Origin of the sequence: Brevibacillus sp. HB1.3 (assembly GCF_013186635.1) — a bacterium.
In the GTDB taxonomy this organism is placed as follows: domain Bacteria; phylum Bacillota; class Bacilli; order Brevibacillales; family Brevibacillaceae; genus Brevibacillus; species Brevibacillus brevis_D.
The window spans coordinates 392,870-408,322 of the sequence record NZ_JABMIT010000002.1; the positions used below are offsets into that span (position 1 = coordinate 392,870).

The 15,453-nt window shown below is 46.3% G+C and carries 18 protein-coding genes, 1 pseudogene and 1 riboswitch; of the genes and pseudogenes, 10 read left to right on the top strand and 9 right to left on the bottom strand.

Annotated elements, in window-relative coordinates:
• Positions 1-5 precede the first annotated feature (5 nt).
• From HPY31_RS06460 to HPY31_RS06475, 4 genes are all read right to left on the bottom strand, one after another.
• A complete protein-coding gene (locus tag HPY31_RS06460) occupies positions 6-827 on the bottom strand; it encodes an ABC transporter permease (RefSeq protein WP_015893850.1) in 822 nt (273 codons plus the stop codon).
• Between the two features lie 26 nt (positions 828-853).
• Positions 854-1,783 carry a nucleoside hydrolase gene (locus HPY31_RS06465; protein WP_172139463.1) on the bottom strand — a complete coding sequence of 310 codons (930 nt, stop codon included), beginning with the start codon at positions 1,781-1,783 and terminating at the stop codon, positions 854-856.
• A gap of 98 nt (positions 1,784-1,881) precedes the next feature.
• Positions 1,882-2,955 carry an ABC transporter substrate-binding protein gene (locus tag HPY31_RS06470; protein ID WP_016739576.1) on the bottom strand — a complete coding sequence of 358 codons (1,074 nt, stop codon included), beginning with the start codon at positions 2,953-2,955 and terminating at the stop codon, positions 1,882-1,884.
• A 196-nt stretch (positions 2,956-3,151) separates the two neighbouring features.
• Positions 3,152-3,508 (bottom strand): hypothetical protein, encoded by a 357-nt coding sequence (locus HPY31_RS06475; protein WP_015893853.1) that lies wholly within the window; start codon positions 3,506-3,508, stop codon positions 3,152-3,154.
• Between the two features lie 220 nt (positions 3,509-3,728).
• Positions 3,729-3,831, top strand: a riboswitch (SAM riboswitch).
• Positions 3,832-3,933: 102 nt separating this feature from the next.
• Between HPY31_RS06475 and HPY31_RS06480 the strand changes: the two genes are divergently transcribed.
• The 7 genes and pseudogenes from HPY31_RS06480 to HPY31_RS06510 all read left to right on the top strand — a co-directional run.
• A complete protein-coding gene (locus tag HPY31_RS06480; protein ID WP_172139465.1) occupies positions 3,934-4,764 on the top strand; it encodes a MetQ/NlpA family ABC transporter substrate-binding protein in 831 nt (276 codons plus the stop codon).
• A gap of 42 nt (positions 4,765-4,806) precedes the next feature.
• Positions 4,807-5,844 carry a methionine ABC transporter ATP-binding protein gene (locus HPY31_RS06485; protein ID WP_172139467.1) on the top strand — a complete coding sequence of 346 codons (1,038 nt, stop codon included), beginning with the start codon at positions 4,807-4,809 and terminating at the stop codon, positions 5,842-5,844.
• Positions 5,844-6,506, top strand: coding sequence for a methionine ABC transporter permease (locus HPY31_RS06490; RefSeq protein WP_015893856.1), 663 nt, complete (start codon positions 5,844-5,846; stop codon positions 6,504-6,506). The genes HPY31_RS06485 and HPY31_RS06490 overlap by 1 nt, the downstream gene beginning before the upstream one ends.
• 149 nt (positions 6,507-6,655) lie before the next feature.
• A complete protein-coding gene (locus HPY31_RS06495; protein WP_172139469.1) occupies positions 6,656-7,090 on the top strand; it encodes a hypothetical protein in 435 nt (144 codons plus the stop codon).
• Positions 7,078-7,371: a YxcD family protein gene (locus HPY31_RS06500; protein WP_172139471.1), complete on the top strand. Its 294-nt coding sequence runs from the start codon at positions 7,078-7,080 to the stop codon at positions 7,369-7,371. The genes HPY31_RS06495 and HPY31_RS06500 overlap by 13 nt, the downstream gene beginning before the upstream one ends.
• 176 nt (positions 7,372-7,547) lie before the next feature.
• Complete coding sequence (locus HPY31_RS06505) at positions 7,548-8,411, top strand: ABC transporter ATP-binding protein (protein ID WP_172139473.1); 864 nt, start codon at positions 7,548-7,550, stop codon at positions 8,409-8,411.
• Between the two features lie 85 nt (positions 8,412-8,496).
• Positions 8,497-8,700 (top strand): annotated as a pseudogene (locus HPY31_RS06510) (DJ-1/PfpI family protein); the annotation flags it as partial.
• A gap of 87 nt (positions 8,701-8,787) precedes the next feature.
• Here the strand turns inward: HPY31_RS06510 and HPY31_RS06515 are convergent.
• The 5 genes from HPY31_RS06515 to HPY31_RS06535 all read right to left on the bottom strand — a co-directional run bounded on the left by HPY31_RS06515 (position 8,788) and on the right by HPY31_RS06535 (position 13,541).
• A complete protein-coding gene (locus HPY31_RS06515; RefSeq protein WP_371811682.1) occupies positions 8,788-9,777 on the bottom strand; it encodes a siderophore ABC transporter substrate-binding protein in 990 nt (329 codons plus the stop codon).
• Positions 9,778-9,881: 104 nt separating this feature from the next.
• Positions 9,882-10,640 (bottom strand): iron ABC transporter ATP-binding protein, encoded by a 759-nt coding sequence (locus HPY31_RS06520; RefSeq protein ID WP_015893862.1) that lies wholly within the window; start codon positions 10,638-10,640, stop codon positions 9,882-9,884.
• Positions 10,637-11,578, bottom strand: coding sequence for an iron chelate uptake ABC transporter family permease subunit (locus HPY31_RS06525; protein ID WP_172139477.1), 942 nt, complete (start codon positions 11,576-11,578; stop codon positions 10,637-10,639). The genes HPY31_RS06520 and HPY31_RS06525 overlap by 4 nt, the downstream gene beginning before the upstream one ends.
• Positions 11,575-12,528 carry an ABC transporter permease gene (locus HPY31_RS06530; RefSeq protein ID WP_064200131.1) on the bottom strand — a complete coding sequence of 318 codons (954 nt, stop codon included), beginning with the start codon at positions 12,526-12,528 and terminating at the stop codon, positions 11,575-11,577. Before HPY31_RS06530 ends, HPY31_RS06525 begins: the two co-directional genes overlap by 4 nt.
• Before the next feature lie 248 nt (positions 12,529-12,776).
• Complete coding sequence (locus HPY31_RS06535; protein WP_172139479.1) at positions 12,777-13,541, bottom strand: DUF4097 family beta strand repeat-containing protein; 765 nt, start codon at positions 13,539-13,541, stop codon at positions 12,777-12,779.
• Between the two features lie 200 nt (positions 13,542-13,741).
• On the opposite strand from HPY31_RS06535, the gene HPY31_RS06540 reads away from it, so the two are divergent.
• The 3 genes from HPY31_RS06540 to HPY31_RS06550 all read left to right on the top strand — a co-directional run bounded on the left by HPY31_RS06540 (position 13,742) and on the right by HPY31_RS06550 (position 15,417).
• Positions 13,742-14,416 (top strand): Crp/Fnr family transcriptional regulator, encoded by a 675-nt coding sequence (locus HPY31_RS06540; protein WP_172139481.1) that lies wholly within the window; start codon positions 13,742-13,744, stop codon positions 14,414-14,416.
• A gap of 87 nt (positions 14,417-14,503) precedes the next feature.
• Complete coding sequence (locus HPY31_RS06545) at positions 14,504-14,866, top strand: carboxymuconolactone decarboxylase family protein (RefSeq protein ID WP_015893867.1); 363 nt, start codon at positions 14,504-14,506, stop codon at positions 14,864-14,866.
• Between the two features lie 194 nt (positions 14,867-15,060).
• Positions 15,061-15,417, top strand: a complete 357-nt coding sequence (locus HPY31_RS06550; RefSeq protein WP_015893868.1) for a response regulator — start codon at positions 15,061-15,063, stop codon at positions 15,415-15,417.
• Positions 15,418-15,453 lie beyond the last annotated feature (36 nt).

Genomic DNA, 15,453 nt, shown 5'->3' on the forward strand with positions numbered 1-15,453 from the left:
AGCTTCTACCCCTTCGGATTTAATTTCGTCGCCAGCTTGTTCATGAAGTAGATGACGACAAATGTAATGACAATCATGATCGTGGCAATGACGGATGCCAAATGCCAGTCATTGAGTGTAATCGCATTTTGATAGAGGAACGTGGAGATGACCCGCTGTTTTCCACCTAGCAGGGCAGGCGTGGTGTAGGCGGTCAAGCTTCCGACAAACACGAGAATGCTACCGATGATGAGTCCCGGTACACTAAGTGGCACAATGACCTTCCAGAAGGCAGTCAACTTGGAAGCACCCAAGCTTTCCGCCGCCTTCAGCAAGTCTGGGTCGATGTTTTCCATCACCCCTACCAGCGTAATAATGATCAGCGGCAGGAACAGATGAATCAAACCAATCATCATCGCAGTCGGCGTATACAATATTTCCAACGGCTTATCGATGAGCCCGATTGCAAGCAGCGAGCTGTTCAATAAGCCCTTTTTTCCGAGAATAATCATCCAAGAGAACGACCGCACGACAGAGCTGGTCAGCAAAGGAAAAATCGCCAATGCCAGCAGGATGCCTTTTTTGCGTGGGCCGAGCTTGGAAATGTAGTACGCGGCAGGAAAACCGATCAGAACACACGCAATCGTCGTGACCAGACTGACCTGCAACGTTGTCAGCATAATTTTCAGGAAGTACGCGTCGGTAAGAAATTGGAGATAGCCTTGGATCGTAAAGCTACCCTCTTGATAAAAGGTGGACGCAATCGTCATCACGATTGGAATGACCATGAACAGCGTCAAAAACAGCACACCCGGCAACAGCAATAAATAAAGACCCGTTTTTCTCATCTGATTAACTCCTGTTCACGGTATCGTCAGGCTTTCAATGCGCCGAGAAAACGCGCAAAGAACGCATCTGCATCTACGTCCAGACAGACGTTTATGTTCGGTTCTTTTTTCAGGCGGTTTTGAAAGTCGCAAACCGTTTGCCCATCGCACAGCTCACTTCTCGTTTCGATATCTACATATAACTTCTGCGTCTTCACCAGCTTCGGATCGAGTGCGACCGCGACAGCCAACGGATCATGCATAGCGCACGCATAGATGCCATTTCGCTGAAAATAGCGATGAAGGTAATCAGACGTACTCTGTCTCACGTACTCGCCCATCGGGGTATCTCCTAGTCCGCGAATATGCTCCTCATTCAGCAGCACTCTTCGCGTTACATCCAGGCCAACCATCGTCAATTGCGGGAATCCGGCATGAAATACGACCTTCACTGCCTCTGGATCGACGTACATGTTGTACTCCGCAACTGGCGTCACATTGCCATGCTCGCGGACCACTCCACCCATGAAAATGACTTCCTTGACGTGTTGAACAAGCTCCGGACATTTTTTCACCGCCAAAGCCAAATTGGTCAGCGGCCCCGTCATGACGAGCGTAATTTCTCCAGAATGAGCAAGTACGTTTTCTACGATGAAATCAGGGGCAAAGCCAGTAGTCGGTTCCTTGTAAATCGGAACTCCAGCAAGGGCACCGCCCAAACCATCCTCACCATGTACGGCATGCTCGAAAAACAGAGGCCGCAACAACGGTTCAGACGCTCCACAGATGACAGGGATTTGCTCACCGACTTGCAAGAAATCAAGAATTTTGCACGTGTTTTCCGTGGCTTTTCGCAGCGATACGTTGCCATTCACCGTAGTAATACCAACTAGATCGAATTGCCCGCTTTTCACAGCGAGAATAATGCCAAGCGCATCGTCAATGCCCGTATCGACGTCAAGAATGATCTTTTTCACAAGTGGTCCTCCTCACGTTCATATAAATTCCTATACGTTGGAAAACGAGGGTATATCCGAATTGTCTATACCCTCGCCCCTTGTTTTTCTATCGTACGTTATTGCGTGATTTCACGATTCCAACGGTCAATCCATGCTTTGGAGTGCTCGTTTACGAATTTCATGTCCAGCTTTTTCAGCTTGCTTACGGTTTCTTCCCCGTACGTTACACCTTTTGCTTCTTCTTCTGTCAGTTGAACGGTCTTGTTTACAGGGGAATCGATTTTCGCTTTTGCTGTTTTCTCCTGAACTTCCTTGCTCAGCTGATAGTTGATGAAGTCTTCTGCGAGTGCTTTGTTTTTCGAGCCTTTTACGATGTTAACCGTATTCATAACCGCATATCCGCCGCTTGCAGGTTGTACGAAAACAGCTTCTGGAACAGCGGCTTTGATGTCTTTGAAGTACATTTCCATGATCGGTCCTACGCCGATTTCTTCTTGTCCAAACATGTTCACGTATTCAGAGGTCTTATCGTAGAACTTCACGACACTTTTGTTGACTTCTTTCATTTTCGCGAAGGCTTGATCCTCGTTAAATTCCTTGCTGCCCGCGACCGCAGAAGCACTGTCGAGAACCATCGGACCAGTTGTGGACGTAATGCTTGGCAGTGTCAGCTTGCCTGTCAGCTCTGGGTTCCACAGATCTTTCCAATCCTTGATCTCAGTTTTTACGAGCTTTGGATTGTAGGCAATCCCGAATTGGCCAATCGTGTAAGCTGGACCGTACTCCTCGCCCAGTGGTGCTTTGGCGATGTCGTAGATTTGATCCAGGTTCGGGATGCGGCTGCGGTCGATTTTTTCAAATGCGCCACTCTCAATCCCTTGCTGTGCATAGTAGTCAGAGAGGTAGATCAAGTCTACATCGGAGCTTCCTTGGCGAACTTTGTTCAGACGCTCTGCGTTGTTCCCGATTTCCAGCACGATTTTCACGTTATGTTCTTTTTCAAACGGCTCGTATACTTCTTTGCGGAAAAAGTCTTCGGAGAAGCCCCATGTAGAGATGACCAGCTTTTGTGGCTCGCCCTTGGCTTCGCCGCCAGCTCCCCCCGCTTGTGGTTGACCATTGCTGCCACAGCCAGCGAGAGCCAGTGACATCATAGAAAAAGACAGGATTCCAGCAAGTAATTTCTTCATCGTAATTCTCCTCCAGTTGGGTTCATTTGATGACAAAATATGGTGATACAATAAAAAGAAAAGTACCCTTGATTAGAACGTATCATTCTAAACAAGAGCACTTTTCTTCGTAAACAAAGAGAAGTGACACCCGTTTTACGCAAAGTCTACGGTCTCCCCTTAAGATAGATCAAAAGAGAAAATCCGAACGATTGCGTCAGGTATTCAGTTCTGATTCAGCTAAAATAACATTCGTGATCGCCCACTGCGTAGGCGCATCATAGTCCCTGAGCACGGCTTCCAACGGCAACCCCATCTCTTCTTCCAGTCGTTCTCTCAGTCTCTTCTTATAAAGAAGGGACATGCGAAAATCGACTTCGAGCTTAAGGGCCGGTGCTTCTCCTTCCAACGCTTGTGAGCGCGGAGAGCGGCGATGCTTAGCTTGGAACGTAATCATTTGATTTTCAATCGTGACTCGGAGCAAAGTCGTTCCAAATCCGAACAACTCTTTTGCTATCTCATTATAGATGGCAGACAGCTTTTTTCTAGTTTCATTGGAGTCCACGAGAGTCATGTCATCACCTGCGATAGCTGGCATCGGGTTCATTCGCTCTCATTATACATATGATTTTTTCATTCTTCAATAGAATATTCGTATTTAGATCAATTTCACATTTTTCCACCAAGTCATTCGTTTGCAAAAACTGTTGACACCGAAAAAATCAGTCGTTATAATCCAACTATCCAAATAAGAATTAACAACAATGTTTGGAATGATAATTTCATAGCACATTCTCTTATGAAGAGAGGTTGAGGGACTGGCCCTATGACACCTCGGCAACCTATCGCAAACGATACGGTGCCAAATCCAGCGGAATTTATTCCGACAGATAAGAGAGGTATTGTTGCAGTGTGGTTACATACTTGCAGTTTTCGCCTCTTCTGTCGGAAGAGGCTTTTTTCTTTTCCATCTTACATCCAGAGAAAAGGGGTATTTTCATGAAAAAGACTGGTCTACTACTCACTACACTACTGCTCGCTGCATCGCTCGTAACGGCTTGCGGGGGTAAACAAGAAGCTGCGCCTGCTAACGGTGGCACTGCTGCTGAGCAAACCTCACTCAAAGTGGGTGTCACTGGCGGCCCACACGAAGAAATTCTCAACAAAGTAAAAGAAGTCGCCAAAGGCAAAGGACTCGATGTCGAAGTCGTCGTTTTCAACGATTACGTACAGCCGAACCAAGCTCTCGATAAAGGAAATCTCGATGTAAACAGCTTCCAAACCATCCCGTTCTTGGCGAAGTTTAATCAAGATCACAAAACAAAGATCGTCGAGGTCGGAAAAACCGTGACGTACCCGATGGGTCTGTACTCCACCAAGCATAAAAAAGTCGAGGACATCCCGGCTGGCGGCGTTGTCGGCATTCAAAACGACCCGACCAACCGAGCACGTGCCTTGCTGCTCTATCAGGCAGCGGGCTTGATTAAGCTCAAGGATGGCGTGGGTGACAACGCAACACCACTGGACATCGTGGAAAACCCGAAAAATTTGCAATTCAAAGAGCTGGAGGCTGCTTTCCTGGCACGCTCGCTGAGCAACGTAGAGGTTGCTTCGATTAATACGAACTTCGCAATGGAAGCTGGCTACTCCCCGAAAAAAGACGCGATCTTCGCTGAGACGGCTGACTCTCCATACGTAAATATCTTGGCAGTCAACGAAACCAACAAAGACAACCCCGCCGTCAAAAAGCTGGTGGACATCTACCGTTCGGAAGAAGTGAAAAAATTCATCGACGAACGCTTTGAAGGAGCTGTACTGCCGTCCTGGTAAGCTCGACGCCAGGAACATCAAGAACAACAAGGAGAACTCGTTATGATACAGCTAACCGATATTCATAAGTCGTATCAAGTAGGAAACAAGCAGGTAAAAGCATTGAAGGGCGTATCCCTGCAGGTGGAAAAAGGGCAAATCTACGGGGTGATCGGCTTTAGCGGAGCGGGGAAAAGTACCCTGCTCCGTACCATCAACCTGTTGGAGAAGCCGACCAGCGGTTCTGTGATCGTCAATGGCCAGAACATGCTGACCCTCAAGGAAAAAGAGCTGCGGCAAGCTCGCAAAAAGATCGGGATTATTTTTCAACACTTCAACCTGCTCTCTTCCTATAATGTCTTTGACAATGTGGCGGAAATCTTGCGGATGAATCGCGTCCCCAAAGATGTCATTAAGCGCAAGGTAGAAGACCTTCTCGGCTTGGTTGGCTTGTCTGATAAAGCAAACGCTTATCCTTCTCAGCTATCCGGTGGACAAAAGCAACGGGTGGGCATCGCTCGTGCACTTGCAACCGATCCGGAAATTCTGCTCTGTGACGAAGCGACTTCCGCTCTCGATCCGCAAACAACCGAATCCATTCTGGAGCTGTTGCTCGACATCAATCGAAAGTTTAACCTGACCATCGTGCTGATTACCCATGAAATGCAGGTCATTAAGAAAATCTGCGACCAAGTAGCCATCATGGAAAACGGCGTCGTCATCGAGCAAGGCTCTGTTCTGGATGTGTTCAGCAATCCGCAAGAGCAAACGACCCGTAATTTTATCAAAACGGTTTTTGACGATCAGGTACCACAGGAAATTTTGTCCAAGATAAAAGAGTCCGGACCCGTTTCCAAAATTGTTCGCGTTGCTTTTCTCGGAGATGCTGCTCTCGATCCTGTTCTTGGCACCTTGTCCGCACGCTTTCCGATTAGCACCAATCTGTTATACGGCTCAATTACGACCATTAAGGGAACGGCGCTCGGCATTTTGCTTTTGCACATTTCTGGTGAAGACCAGCCCATTCAAGATGGCATTCGCTTCTTGCGCGAATCCGTCTACCGCGTAGATATTGTGTCACCAGAGGAGGTGCGGAGCTAATGGAGCGTTTGATTGAAATGATTCCGGTATTCGGGCAATCCCTGCAAGAAACCGTCATCATGGTTGGGTTTTCCTTGTTCATTGCGACACTGATCGGGATTCCGCTCGGGATTTTGTTGGTCATCACACAGGCGAACCACCTTTTTCCGAACAAAATCATTTATCACACCTTGAATACGATCATCAACATTGTTCGTTCGTTGCCTTTTATTATCCTGATGGTTGCAATCATTCCTTTTACCGAGTTGATCGTGGGCACCTCGATTGGGATTGAAGGAGCCATTGTGCCGCTCATCGTCTATACGGCGCCTTACATCTCACGCCTGATGGAAACGGCCCTGCATGACGTAGATCGCGGCGTGATCGAAGCGTATCAAGCGATGGGCGCATCCCGGACACAGATTATTTTTCGGATCATGCTGCGTGAAGCACGGCCTGGCATTGTCCTCTGCCTGACTATCGCGACCATCGGTTTGATCGGTGCTACTGCTATGGCGGGCGCAGTTGGTGCCGGCGGACTGGGCGATCTCGCCTTGCGCTACGGCTACCAGCAATGGGACATCGAAGTCATGATCATTACCGTCATTATCCTCGTTGTCTTGGTCCAGCTCATTCAATCGTTGGGTAACTGGGCGGCCCGAAAACTGAAAAAGAGCGCGTAAATCGAAGAACCCCTGACGAAATCGCTTGTCAGGGGCTTTTTTGTAGGTATTTAGACTGACCGTGACTGAAAGCTCATTGGAATTCCGTTCGATATTCGTGTAGACTTATATATACAAGTCATTTTAATGAGAGGGGCTACTCAAATAACATGAAAAAACTCATCATGATGGTGGTTGCCGTAATGCTCGTACTCGCGCCGGCCGGAGGATTCATTGATCATGCCGATGCGAAAGGCTATAAGTCCGGGAAAAAATCTTTTAACTCTAATACGACACCTACCAATACACAAACACCCAACAAAGCCGATTCAAATGTAAACGCATCAACCAATAAAGGTACGACAACAACTCCTGCTGCTACCGCAAGCAAAAGCGGCGGATTTATGAAAGGTCTCATGATTGGTGGTCTGGCTGGTTTGCTGTTCGGATCCCTATTCGGTGACATGGGTATGCTGGGCTCCATCCTTGGCTTCATGATCAACCTGATGGCGATCCTCGCAGTGATTATCCTGATCCGCAAAGCGTTCGTCTACTTCAAAAACAAGCGTGAGAAAGAACAGGAACTGAACGCATGGAAAAGATAACTTTTTCTGAACAAGATATCATTAACGCGATTTGCATTCATGCAGCTTTCAAAAAGCAGTTGAAGCCACAAGACATCTCCGTCGAGCTGATGTGGGACGAGGAGTATGGCTTCTCTGCTGAAGTACACTGGATGGATCGCCAACAAATCTTCGTCGAGATTAACATGATTGAAGCGATTCGCTACTACCTGGAGATCCAGATGCAGCGCAACCCTTATTCCGCCGGTATCGAGCTGGTATTGGACGACGAAGAAGGGATCATCGCTCATATCACCTACTAACAACGGATAATCATTTGTTAACCCAAGGCCAATTTGTTCACACATGTGAGCAGGTTGGCTTTTTCATATTGAATTTGACCTCATTCCGTTATATACTTTACCTTAGTGAAAATGATTATCATTGTCTTTGTTTACTCATACATGTACATACTTTCCTAAAAAGGAGTTGGCCCATTGTGGAGCGCTTATACACGCAAAAGCTGGACATCGGATACGGTGAGCTTTCCATTGTCAAAGACTTGAACATCAGCATTCCTTCTGGAAAAATCACTGCCTTGGTCGGTGCAAATGGTTCCGGTAAATCGACGATCCTCAAAACTCTCGCGCGGATTATGAAACCAACCGGCGGACAAGTATTTTTGGACGGAAAGTCGATCCATCAGCAATCGACCAAGGAAGTCGCCAAGCAACTCGCGATTTTGCCGCAAAACCCAACCGCACCCGATGGCTTGACCGTGTCTGAGCTCGTTACCTATGGCCGCTTCCCTCATCAAAAAGGCTTCGGCTCTTTGACCAAGGAAGACAAGGAGATCATAAACTGGGCTATCTCCATGACCGGCATGGCGGATTTCCATGATCGTCCGGTTGACCAGCTATCCGGCGGTCAGCGCCAGCGCGCCTGGATTGCGATGGCACTGGCGCAAGGAACAGACATCCTGTTCCTTGATGAGCCTACGACCTTCCTGGATATGGCTCACCAGCTGGAGGTTCTCAAGCTCCTGCAAAAGCTGAATGACGAAGAAAATCGTACGATCGTCATGGTCGTCCACGATTTGAACCATGCAACCCGTTATGCACAACACATGGTTGCCATCTCTCGCGGTACCGTTGTTGCTGAAGGAAGCCCTGCTGAAGTCATGACGCCTGAGATGCTGCGCAAGGTATTCAACATCGAAGCAGACATCCTGATTGATCCTCGCACGGGTGTACCGCTCTGCCTCCCATATGAGCTGTGTCATGCTGTGGATCAAAAACAAGCGAACGAAAACACAACCCAACCCGTTTACACGGAAGAGCGCAAGCTGGTTGGAGCCAGATAACCATTAGATGCCGCTAGCAAAAAGCCGGTTTTCACCACGTTTTACGGTGTAACCGGCTTTTTGCTATACCGACTATTTATCTTTCCTCGTTACAGCAGCCGGCGTTTCCTCTGGTATCGACATGGCACTCCAACTAGTTGCATGGGAATTGGGAGAGTATATGGGCAAAGGAGAATACGATCCCCAGCCACCGTTTGACTCGGGGTCACCAAAGAAGGCACCTGCTTTATTGGTTGAACAAATCAGAGGGATGTTACAGGAGTTTGCCAATCGGGAGCCCCTTGTATAAATGAATCAGCACGTTCTAAAAAATGAAAAAGCGACAGCCCCGGGATTATCTTACTCCCTTGAGCTGTCGCCTTGCCTTTCTAACCTCTTACCACTTCACTTCTTTCAGAACTTCTTCTGCCATGCCAGCGGTGGATTCCAATCCGCCACCAGACAAGTACCAGTTGCTAGAATCCAGGTAAATGATGTTGCCAGTTTTAAATGCTTTCGTGTTCTTAATCAGGTCGTTTTCTACCGTTTGCTGTGTAGAAGTAGACACTTCTTTATTCTTGGAAATCGCGTTACCACGATCAATTACGAACAGGTAGTCTGGATCTTTTTCTGCGATATATTCAAAGGAAACGCTTTGACCATGATTTTCTACGGAAATGTTTTTGTCTACAGGCGTAAATCCAAATTCACCGTGCAGGATACCAAAACGGGAACCAGCGCCATAAGCGTTCAGCTTGCCTTCGTTAACCATCACGATCAGAGCAGTTTTGCCGCTTGCCGTTGCTTTTGCATTCAATTCTTTGATAGATGCATCGATTTTGCCCAGCTCTTCTTCTACTTGCGCTTCTTTACCGAAGATGGTACCCAATGTTTTCATGTTCTCTTTGAAAGATTCCATGTACTTCGCATTGTCTACACCCATGAAGATGGTTGGAGCAATTTTGTTCAGCTCTTCGTAAGCATCTTGTTGACGACCAGAAATGAAGATGACATCCGGTTTCAATGCATTGATTTTTTCAAAGTCTGGCTCTTTCAAACCACCAACGTTTGTGTATTTCGCATCTTTGAACTTTTCCAGGTACGCAGGAATGTTGGTAGACTGTGCAACACCTGCTACTTCAATACCCAATTTGTCCAAGGAATCCAGAACACCGAAGTCAAATGCTACAACCGTTTTTGGATTCTTTTTCAGTTTTGCTTCACCCAATTTATGCTTGATCGTAACTTCTTCGGATGTTTGTGCCGCTTCAGGTGCTTTTGTTGCATCCGTCGCAGATGTTGCAGGAGCAGCGTTATTGGAGCCGCATGCAGCCGTGAATACAGCCAACAGTACTGCCATAAATAGCATGAGTAATTTTTTGTTCACTTCTCTCACCTCTATATAGAATGTAAAAGTATATAAAATTATTGACAGCTTGCTGATGAAACCCCCGGCAGGCCATCAAAATTTTAACGATAGGAAGATGGAGCTTACGCGAAATAGACACAGATTTTATTTTCTTCAATGTCTTCAATTCGGATATCCATGTCATAGACATCTTTCAAGATCGGTTGAGTGATGATCTCGTCTGTAGTGCCTTCCTTCACGACCTTTCCATCCTTGAGAGCGACGATATAATCCGAATAGACGGAAGCAAAGTTGATATCGTGAATGACAATGACAACCGTTTTGCCCTTTTCGTCTACCAGACGTCGCAGCACTTTCATGATCTGGACGGAATGCTTCATATCCAAATTGTTGAGCGGCTCATCCAAGAGGACGTATTCCGTATTTTGAGCGACAACCATCGCGATGTAAGCGCGTTGACGCTGACCGCCACTCAACTGGTCGAGGTACTTGTGTTGAATGTCTGTGAGCTCTAAATATTGGATAGCCTCGTCTACATACTTCCAATCCTCTTTTGTCAAATTGCCTTGTGAATACGGGAAGCGACCAAAGCTGACCAGCTCACGAATCGTCAACCGCACCGTTATGTGGTTCGATTGCTTAAGAATCGAGATTTTCTTTGCCAGCTCACTGCTCTTTGTCTGCCCAATCTCCTGACCCTCAATAAAAACCTCGCCTTGATCCTTGGTTAATAGGCGACTAATCATCGACAGCAGCGTGCTCTTTCCAGCCCCATTGGGTCCGATAAAGGACGTGATTTTCCCCTTGGCAATCTTCACAGACACGTTTTCCACGACATTCTTGCTACCATACTGTTTTGTGACATTCCGGACTTCTATCACGCTTTATTCTCCTTTAACAGAAGATAGATGAAGTAAACCCCACCAATAAAGTTGACGATGACACTGAGCGTCGTGGAAAACGCAAGTACACGCTCCACGATTAACAAACCGCCAACCAGTGCAATCACACTGATTAAAGCCGAGCCCACCAGCAAGTATTTATGCTGATAGGTTTTCATAAACTGATGGGCGAGATTCGCTACCAACAGTCCAAGGAAGGTAATCGGTCCAACAAGCGCTGTCGCAATCGATACGAGAATGGCAATGATGACGAGGAAGCGTTTGATGACAAAATCGTACGGAATCCCCAAATTGATTGCCTGATCCCGACCGAGTGATAACACATCCAAGTACTTGATGTATCGCCAGAAGTAAATCATGATTCCGATGACTAGAACAAAGCTCGTAATCAACAGGTCTGTTTTTACATTGTTGAAGCTGGCGAACATTCGGTCTTGCACAACCAGAAACTCATTCGGATCAATCAACACTTGCATGAACGTGGACAAACTGCTGAACAATGTGCCCAAGATCAATCCGATGAGAAGCAGGAAGTAAATGTTTTGCCCTTCCCTCTTAAACAGGAATTTGTAGAGCAAGCCTGCGAAAAGCACCATCCCACCTGTCGAGATCAGAAAGTTCACGTTGTTGTTCATCAAGGTGAAATGGGTGGAGCCAAAAACAAAGATCACAAATGTTTGGATGAACATATAGAGCGAATCCAAGCCGATGATGCTAGGCGTCAAGATTCGGTTGTTCGTGATGGTCTGGAAGATCATCGTAGAGAAGGCGATGATGCAACCGGTTAAAATAATGGCAAGAATTTTTTTAGCCCGCCGAGGAAGGACGTAATCCCAGTTGCCACCGGCGTCAATCATCATAAAAATGGCTATCAAAGCAATGGCCACAATTGACAGGGCAGCTATCTTTGCTTTCATTGTTCATATGCCTTTCTTCTCATGAGTAAGTACACGAATATCCCGCTTCCTATGACTCCAACCATCAAGCCGATGGAAATCTCGTATGGGAAGATGATGAGGCGTCCCAGGATATCACACGCAAGTACAAACACCGCGCCAAGCAAAGCGGTATGAGATAAGCTTTTTTTCAGGTTATCTCCCAGGTAGATCGTAACCAGGTTAGGAATGATCAGCCCCAAAAACGGGATTGTCCCTACTGTGAGAATAACTACCGAAGTCACACAAGCGACAATGACCAGTCCAATGTTGACGACATGCTTGTAGTTCAACCCGAGGTTGATGGCAAACTCTTCACCCATTCCGGCAATAGTGAACTTGTTCGCATACAAGTAAGCGATAATCACCAGCGGAATGCTTATGTACAAAAGTTCGTAGCTGCCTTTCATAATGGTGGAGAAATCTCCATGCAACCAAGCAGACATGTTTTGCATCAGGTCATGCTTATAAGCGAAAAACGTCGTGATGGATCCGACGATGTTTCCAAACATCAGTCCCACTAACGGGATGAAAATGGAGTCTTTAAATTTGATTCTTTCGAGAATCTTCATAAAGACAAAGGTTCCCAAGAGAGCAAATGCAAAAGCAACGAGTAGCTTCACCCAAGAGCTCGCATCAGCGAATACCAAGAGTGAAACCAATATTCCGAAGCGAACGGAGTCCTCTGTCCCTGCTGTCGTCGGAGAAACGAACTTGTTTCGGGTCAGCTGCTGCATGATCAATCCGGCGATACTCATGCTGACCCCTGCGATGATAATACTAATCAAACGCGGAATTCGGCTAATCCACAGCACTTGCACTTTGTCATCTGTGAGATTAAACAGATCCCACGGAGATATATCTTTTACGCCAATAAAAAGTGAAACGAACGATAGCAAAATAAGTGCTACAACCAAATATCTCTTTTTCATCGCGTCCCTACTCTTCTTACTTTTTCATGGAGTAATGTTCCGTATTGACTCGAGCATTTACCGGAGAGAATAATTCTCATAATCATTAATAAAGAGATTCATTCTCAATTAGAACTACATTTGTTATAGTAGCACTTCTTTATCGGAAGGGAAAGCTTTTTTTCATTAGTCGGCTAATTTTTTCCTCAGCCTGTCAAAATACCGCCACAACAAGAAAACCGCCAGGGCAAAAACCCTGACGGTCCTGATTATTTGGATGTGTACGAGCCTGTTACGTTTTGAACGAACCGATCTCCGCTCCCGTCACTCTCAATCAGCACATTTCCTTCGATTGTATCAATGACGATATCACCGCTTTCGTCCGATATCGTAACATCACCTTTATGCTTTCTAATATACATATCACCGGATTGATCGTGAATCGCTACGTTTCCACCCGTATTTTCCATAACGATCTCACCTGAATCGTCTTCGATCAGTTTGATGGCTGACGCGTCCTTGATCTTGATATCACCGGACTGGTCACGAATCTCTACCTCTCCGTTCGTATTCGTTAATCGAATATCACCAGAATCATCCTCAATCGTGAGCTTTCCTGTTAGATTCGTCATGTCAATATCTCCTGATCCATCGGTAAGGGCTATCGGCAGCTTGGCAGGAACGATTACCGTTATCGTCATATCCACATAGTTAAAACCGATATCTGTGTTCACGTTGGATCGTAGTGTTGCGTTATTCCCTTCCTTCTCGAGTGTAAGGATGATTTCTTCGGGTTTGACATTTTTCGATTTGATTTCAGCCTCTACATGAATCGCGGTGGCTTTTTCATCACCTTTGACGACCAAATCGCCCGAATCCGTCACAATATTCAATGCCTCTATGGACTCCGCAGCCAATTCAAGCTGTCTTTTTTCTTCTTCAATCTTGATCACGTTATTGTTGATCGTGCAGCCGGCCACGCCGATTCCCACAGCAATTAGGCCAACCCCTATCCACCGCTTTATTTGTTTCATCTGTTTCCCCTCGATACTTGGTTATTTTTACAAGATAAGTTCTTTTAACATCGTAGCAAAACAGCGTAGAAGAGAAATCAGGCTACAGGGTTGTTCTCTCGTCAGTCCGCAGACGGATATTTCATTGTAGAGATCGCATCTTTTCCCTACACTACAAGTAAGCATATTTCTCTAATTGAGTTGTCGCGGAGGGTAAAACAATGGACTTGAATCGAATCCAACTTGTGACGGATGCTTTTCCGTGCTTTTCCCTTGTTCCGGAAACCGCATGGCGCCATCCTGACATAACAGTGGAACGCTTTTCTCCCCAGCTTACGATGCAGCAGGGTCATCTGTTTGCCCATGCCGCTTTTGTATTGTCAGGCAAGGTCCGCATCTATATCATCAGCGAGTCAGGACGTGAGGTTACGTTATATCGGGTACAACGCGGGGGAGTCTGCGTCCTCATGATGGCCAGTATTTTAGGTGAGACGGGCTATGAAGCATCCGCACAGCTAGAAGAGGAAACCGAGCTGCTGCTTTTGCCTGTAGATGTTTTCAAAGACTGGATGGATCACTATAAGGACTTGCGTCAGTTTATTTACCGGAACATGATCAACCGAATGGTCTCCGTCACATCTCTGGTCGAGGATATCGCGTTTAAACCGATCAACGCCCGCATCGCCGAATTATTGCTCTGTCGTACCACAGATTCTCACAATCATCTTTCCATCACCCATGAAGCGATTGCCATAGAACTCGGAACTGCCCGAGAGGTAATCAGTCGGTCACTCAAGGAGTTTGAAAAAGCCGGGTGGCTTCAGTTAGGCCGTGGCCGAATCACAGCTATTCGCCGAGATGCCCTCCAGGAAAAACTTTTTCCTAGTGATTGGTGAGATTGGTGAGCAAGTTACAGAAACAACCATTTTCTCTCTCTACAATAAAGTCGTAGTGACTACCCATGAAAAGGGAGAGGATGTTTCATGTCAAAAGCACGTTCGTATTATGAATCAGCAAATTTGTCACATATCCCAGAATTGATGAAATTGGCGCCTGACGCTGCCGCTTCTTATTTTTCTTTCGAGCGGCAAATCTACCAGCAATCCCACCAGCTTCCGGTCAAAACGAAAGAGTTGATTGCCATTGTGGTCGCTCACGTGACTGGCTGCCCTTATTGCATCGATGTTCACGTCAAAAAGTATAAAGAACTTGGCGGCACCATGGAGGAAATTATGGAGGCTCTACTCGTTGCCGCAGTGACACGTTCCGGTGCTATCTTAAGTCATGGGGTCAATGCCTTGCTCGCCTATCATGATGCTCCTGGCAAGCCAGATTGCTTTTGCTAACCGAATACATGACCCATCTGGAAAAGCTAAACAAACGAATCCAGTTTCATCAAAAGCTGGAATTCGTTTGTTTTTTTGTATGTTTGTACACTTTTTATGATCAAATGATTGCGACATTTTTCCTATAAGTGTTATGGTAAATGTAGACTGCTCACTTACTAAGGTTAACTAACCGTTTCGAAACAGGAGGCTTTATGGCTCGTATACTGATAGCAGACGACTCCCTTGTAGTACGAGATTACATGAAAATCATTTTGGAACGGGCGGGCCATCAAGTCATAGCAGAAGCGACGAATGGATTGGACGCCTATCAAAAATATACAGACCACCTCCCCGATGTGGTGACGATGGATATCAATATGCCAGGAATGAATGGCATAGAAACTGTCAAAAAAATCATCGGCACCTTCCCCGACGCCAACATCATTATGGTCAGCACCAACGGATTAAAGCCGCTCGTTTTTGAAGCAATCAACGCTGGAGCGCGCCATTACATTCTAAAACCGATCGATGAAGAACGGCTTTTGGCTTCCATTACGAATTCTCTTTAGTCGATCAAACAAAAAACTGAGGCACTGTCGCCTCAG

What these genes read in the sequence shown, in the direction of transcription:
- HPY31_RS06545 (WP_015893867.1), top strand. Translation starts at nt 14,504, where the DNA reads ATGTCAAAAGCACGTTCGTATTATGAATCAGCAAATTTGTCACATATC.
- HPY31_RS06485 (WP_172139467.1), top strand. Translation starts at nt 4,807, where the DNA reads ATGATACAGCTAACCGATATTCATAAGTCGTATCAAGTAGGAAACAAG.
- HPY31_RS06535 (WP_172139479.1), bottom strand. Translation starts at nt 13,541, where the DNA reads ATGAAACAAATAAAGCGGTGGATAGGGGTTGGCCTAATTGCTGTGGGA.
- HPY31_RS06480 (WP_172139465.1), top strand. Translation starts at nt 3,934, where the DNA reads ATGAAAAAGACTGGTCTACTACTCACTACACTACTGCTCGCTGCATCG.
- HPY31_RS06525 (WP_172139477.1), bottom strand. Translation starts at nt 11,578, where the DNA reads ATGAAAGCAAAGATAGCTGCCCTGTCAATTGTGGCCATTGCTTTGATA.
- HPY31_RS06550 (WP_015893868.1), top strand. Translation starts at nt 15,061, where the DNA reads ATGGCTCGTATACTGATAGCAGACGACTCCCTTGTAGTACGAGATTAC.
- HPY31_RS06500 (WP_172139471.1), top strand. Translation starts at nt 7,078, where the DNA reads ATGGAAAAGATAACTTTTTCTGAACAAGATATCATTAACGCGATTTGC.
- HPY31_RS06460 (WP_015893850.1), bottom strand. Translation starts at nt 827, where the DNA reads ATGAGAAAAACGGGTCTTTATTTATTGCTGTTGCCGGGTGTGCTGTTT.
- HPY31_RS06495 (WP_172139469.1), top strand. Translation starts at nt 6,656, where the DNA reads ATGAAAAAACTCATCATGATGGTGGTTGCCGTAATGCTCGTACTCGCG.
- HPY31_RS06490 (WP_015893856.1), top strand. Translation starts at nt 5,844, where the DNA reads ATGGAGCGTTTGATTGAAATGATTCCGGTATTCGGGCAATCCCTGCAA.
- HPY31_RS06475 (WP_015893853.1), bottom strand. Translation starts at nt 3,508, where the DNA reads ATGACTCTCGTGGACTCCAATGAAACTAGAAAAAAGCTGTCTGCCATC.
- HPY31_RS06470 (WP_016739576.1), bottom strand. Translation starts at nt 2,955, where the DNA reads ATGAAGAAATTACTTGCTGGAATCCTGTCTTTTTCTATGATGTCACTG.
- HPY31_RS06540 (WP_172139481.1), top strand. Translation starts at nt 13,742, where the DNA reads ATGGACTTGAATCGAATCCAACTTGTGACGGATGCTTTTCCGTGCTTT.
- HPY31_RS06530 (WP_064200131.1), bottom strand. Translation starts at nt 12,528, where the DNA reads ATGAAAAAGAGATATTTGGTTGTAGCACTTATTTTGCTATCGTTCGTT.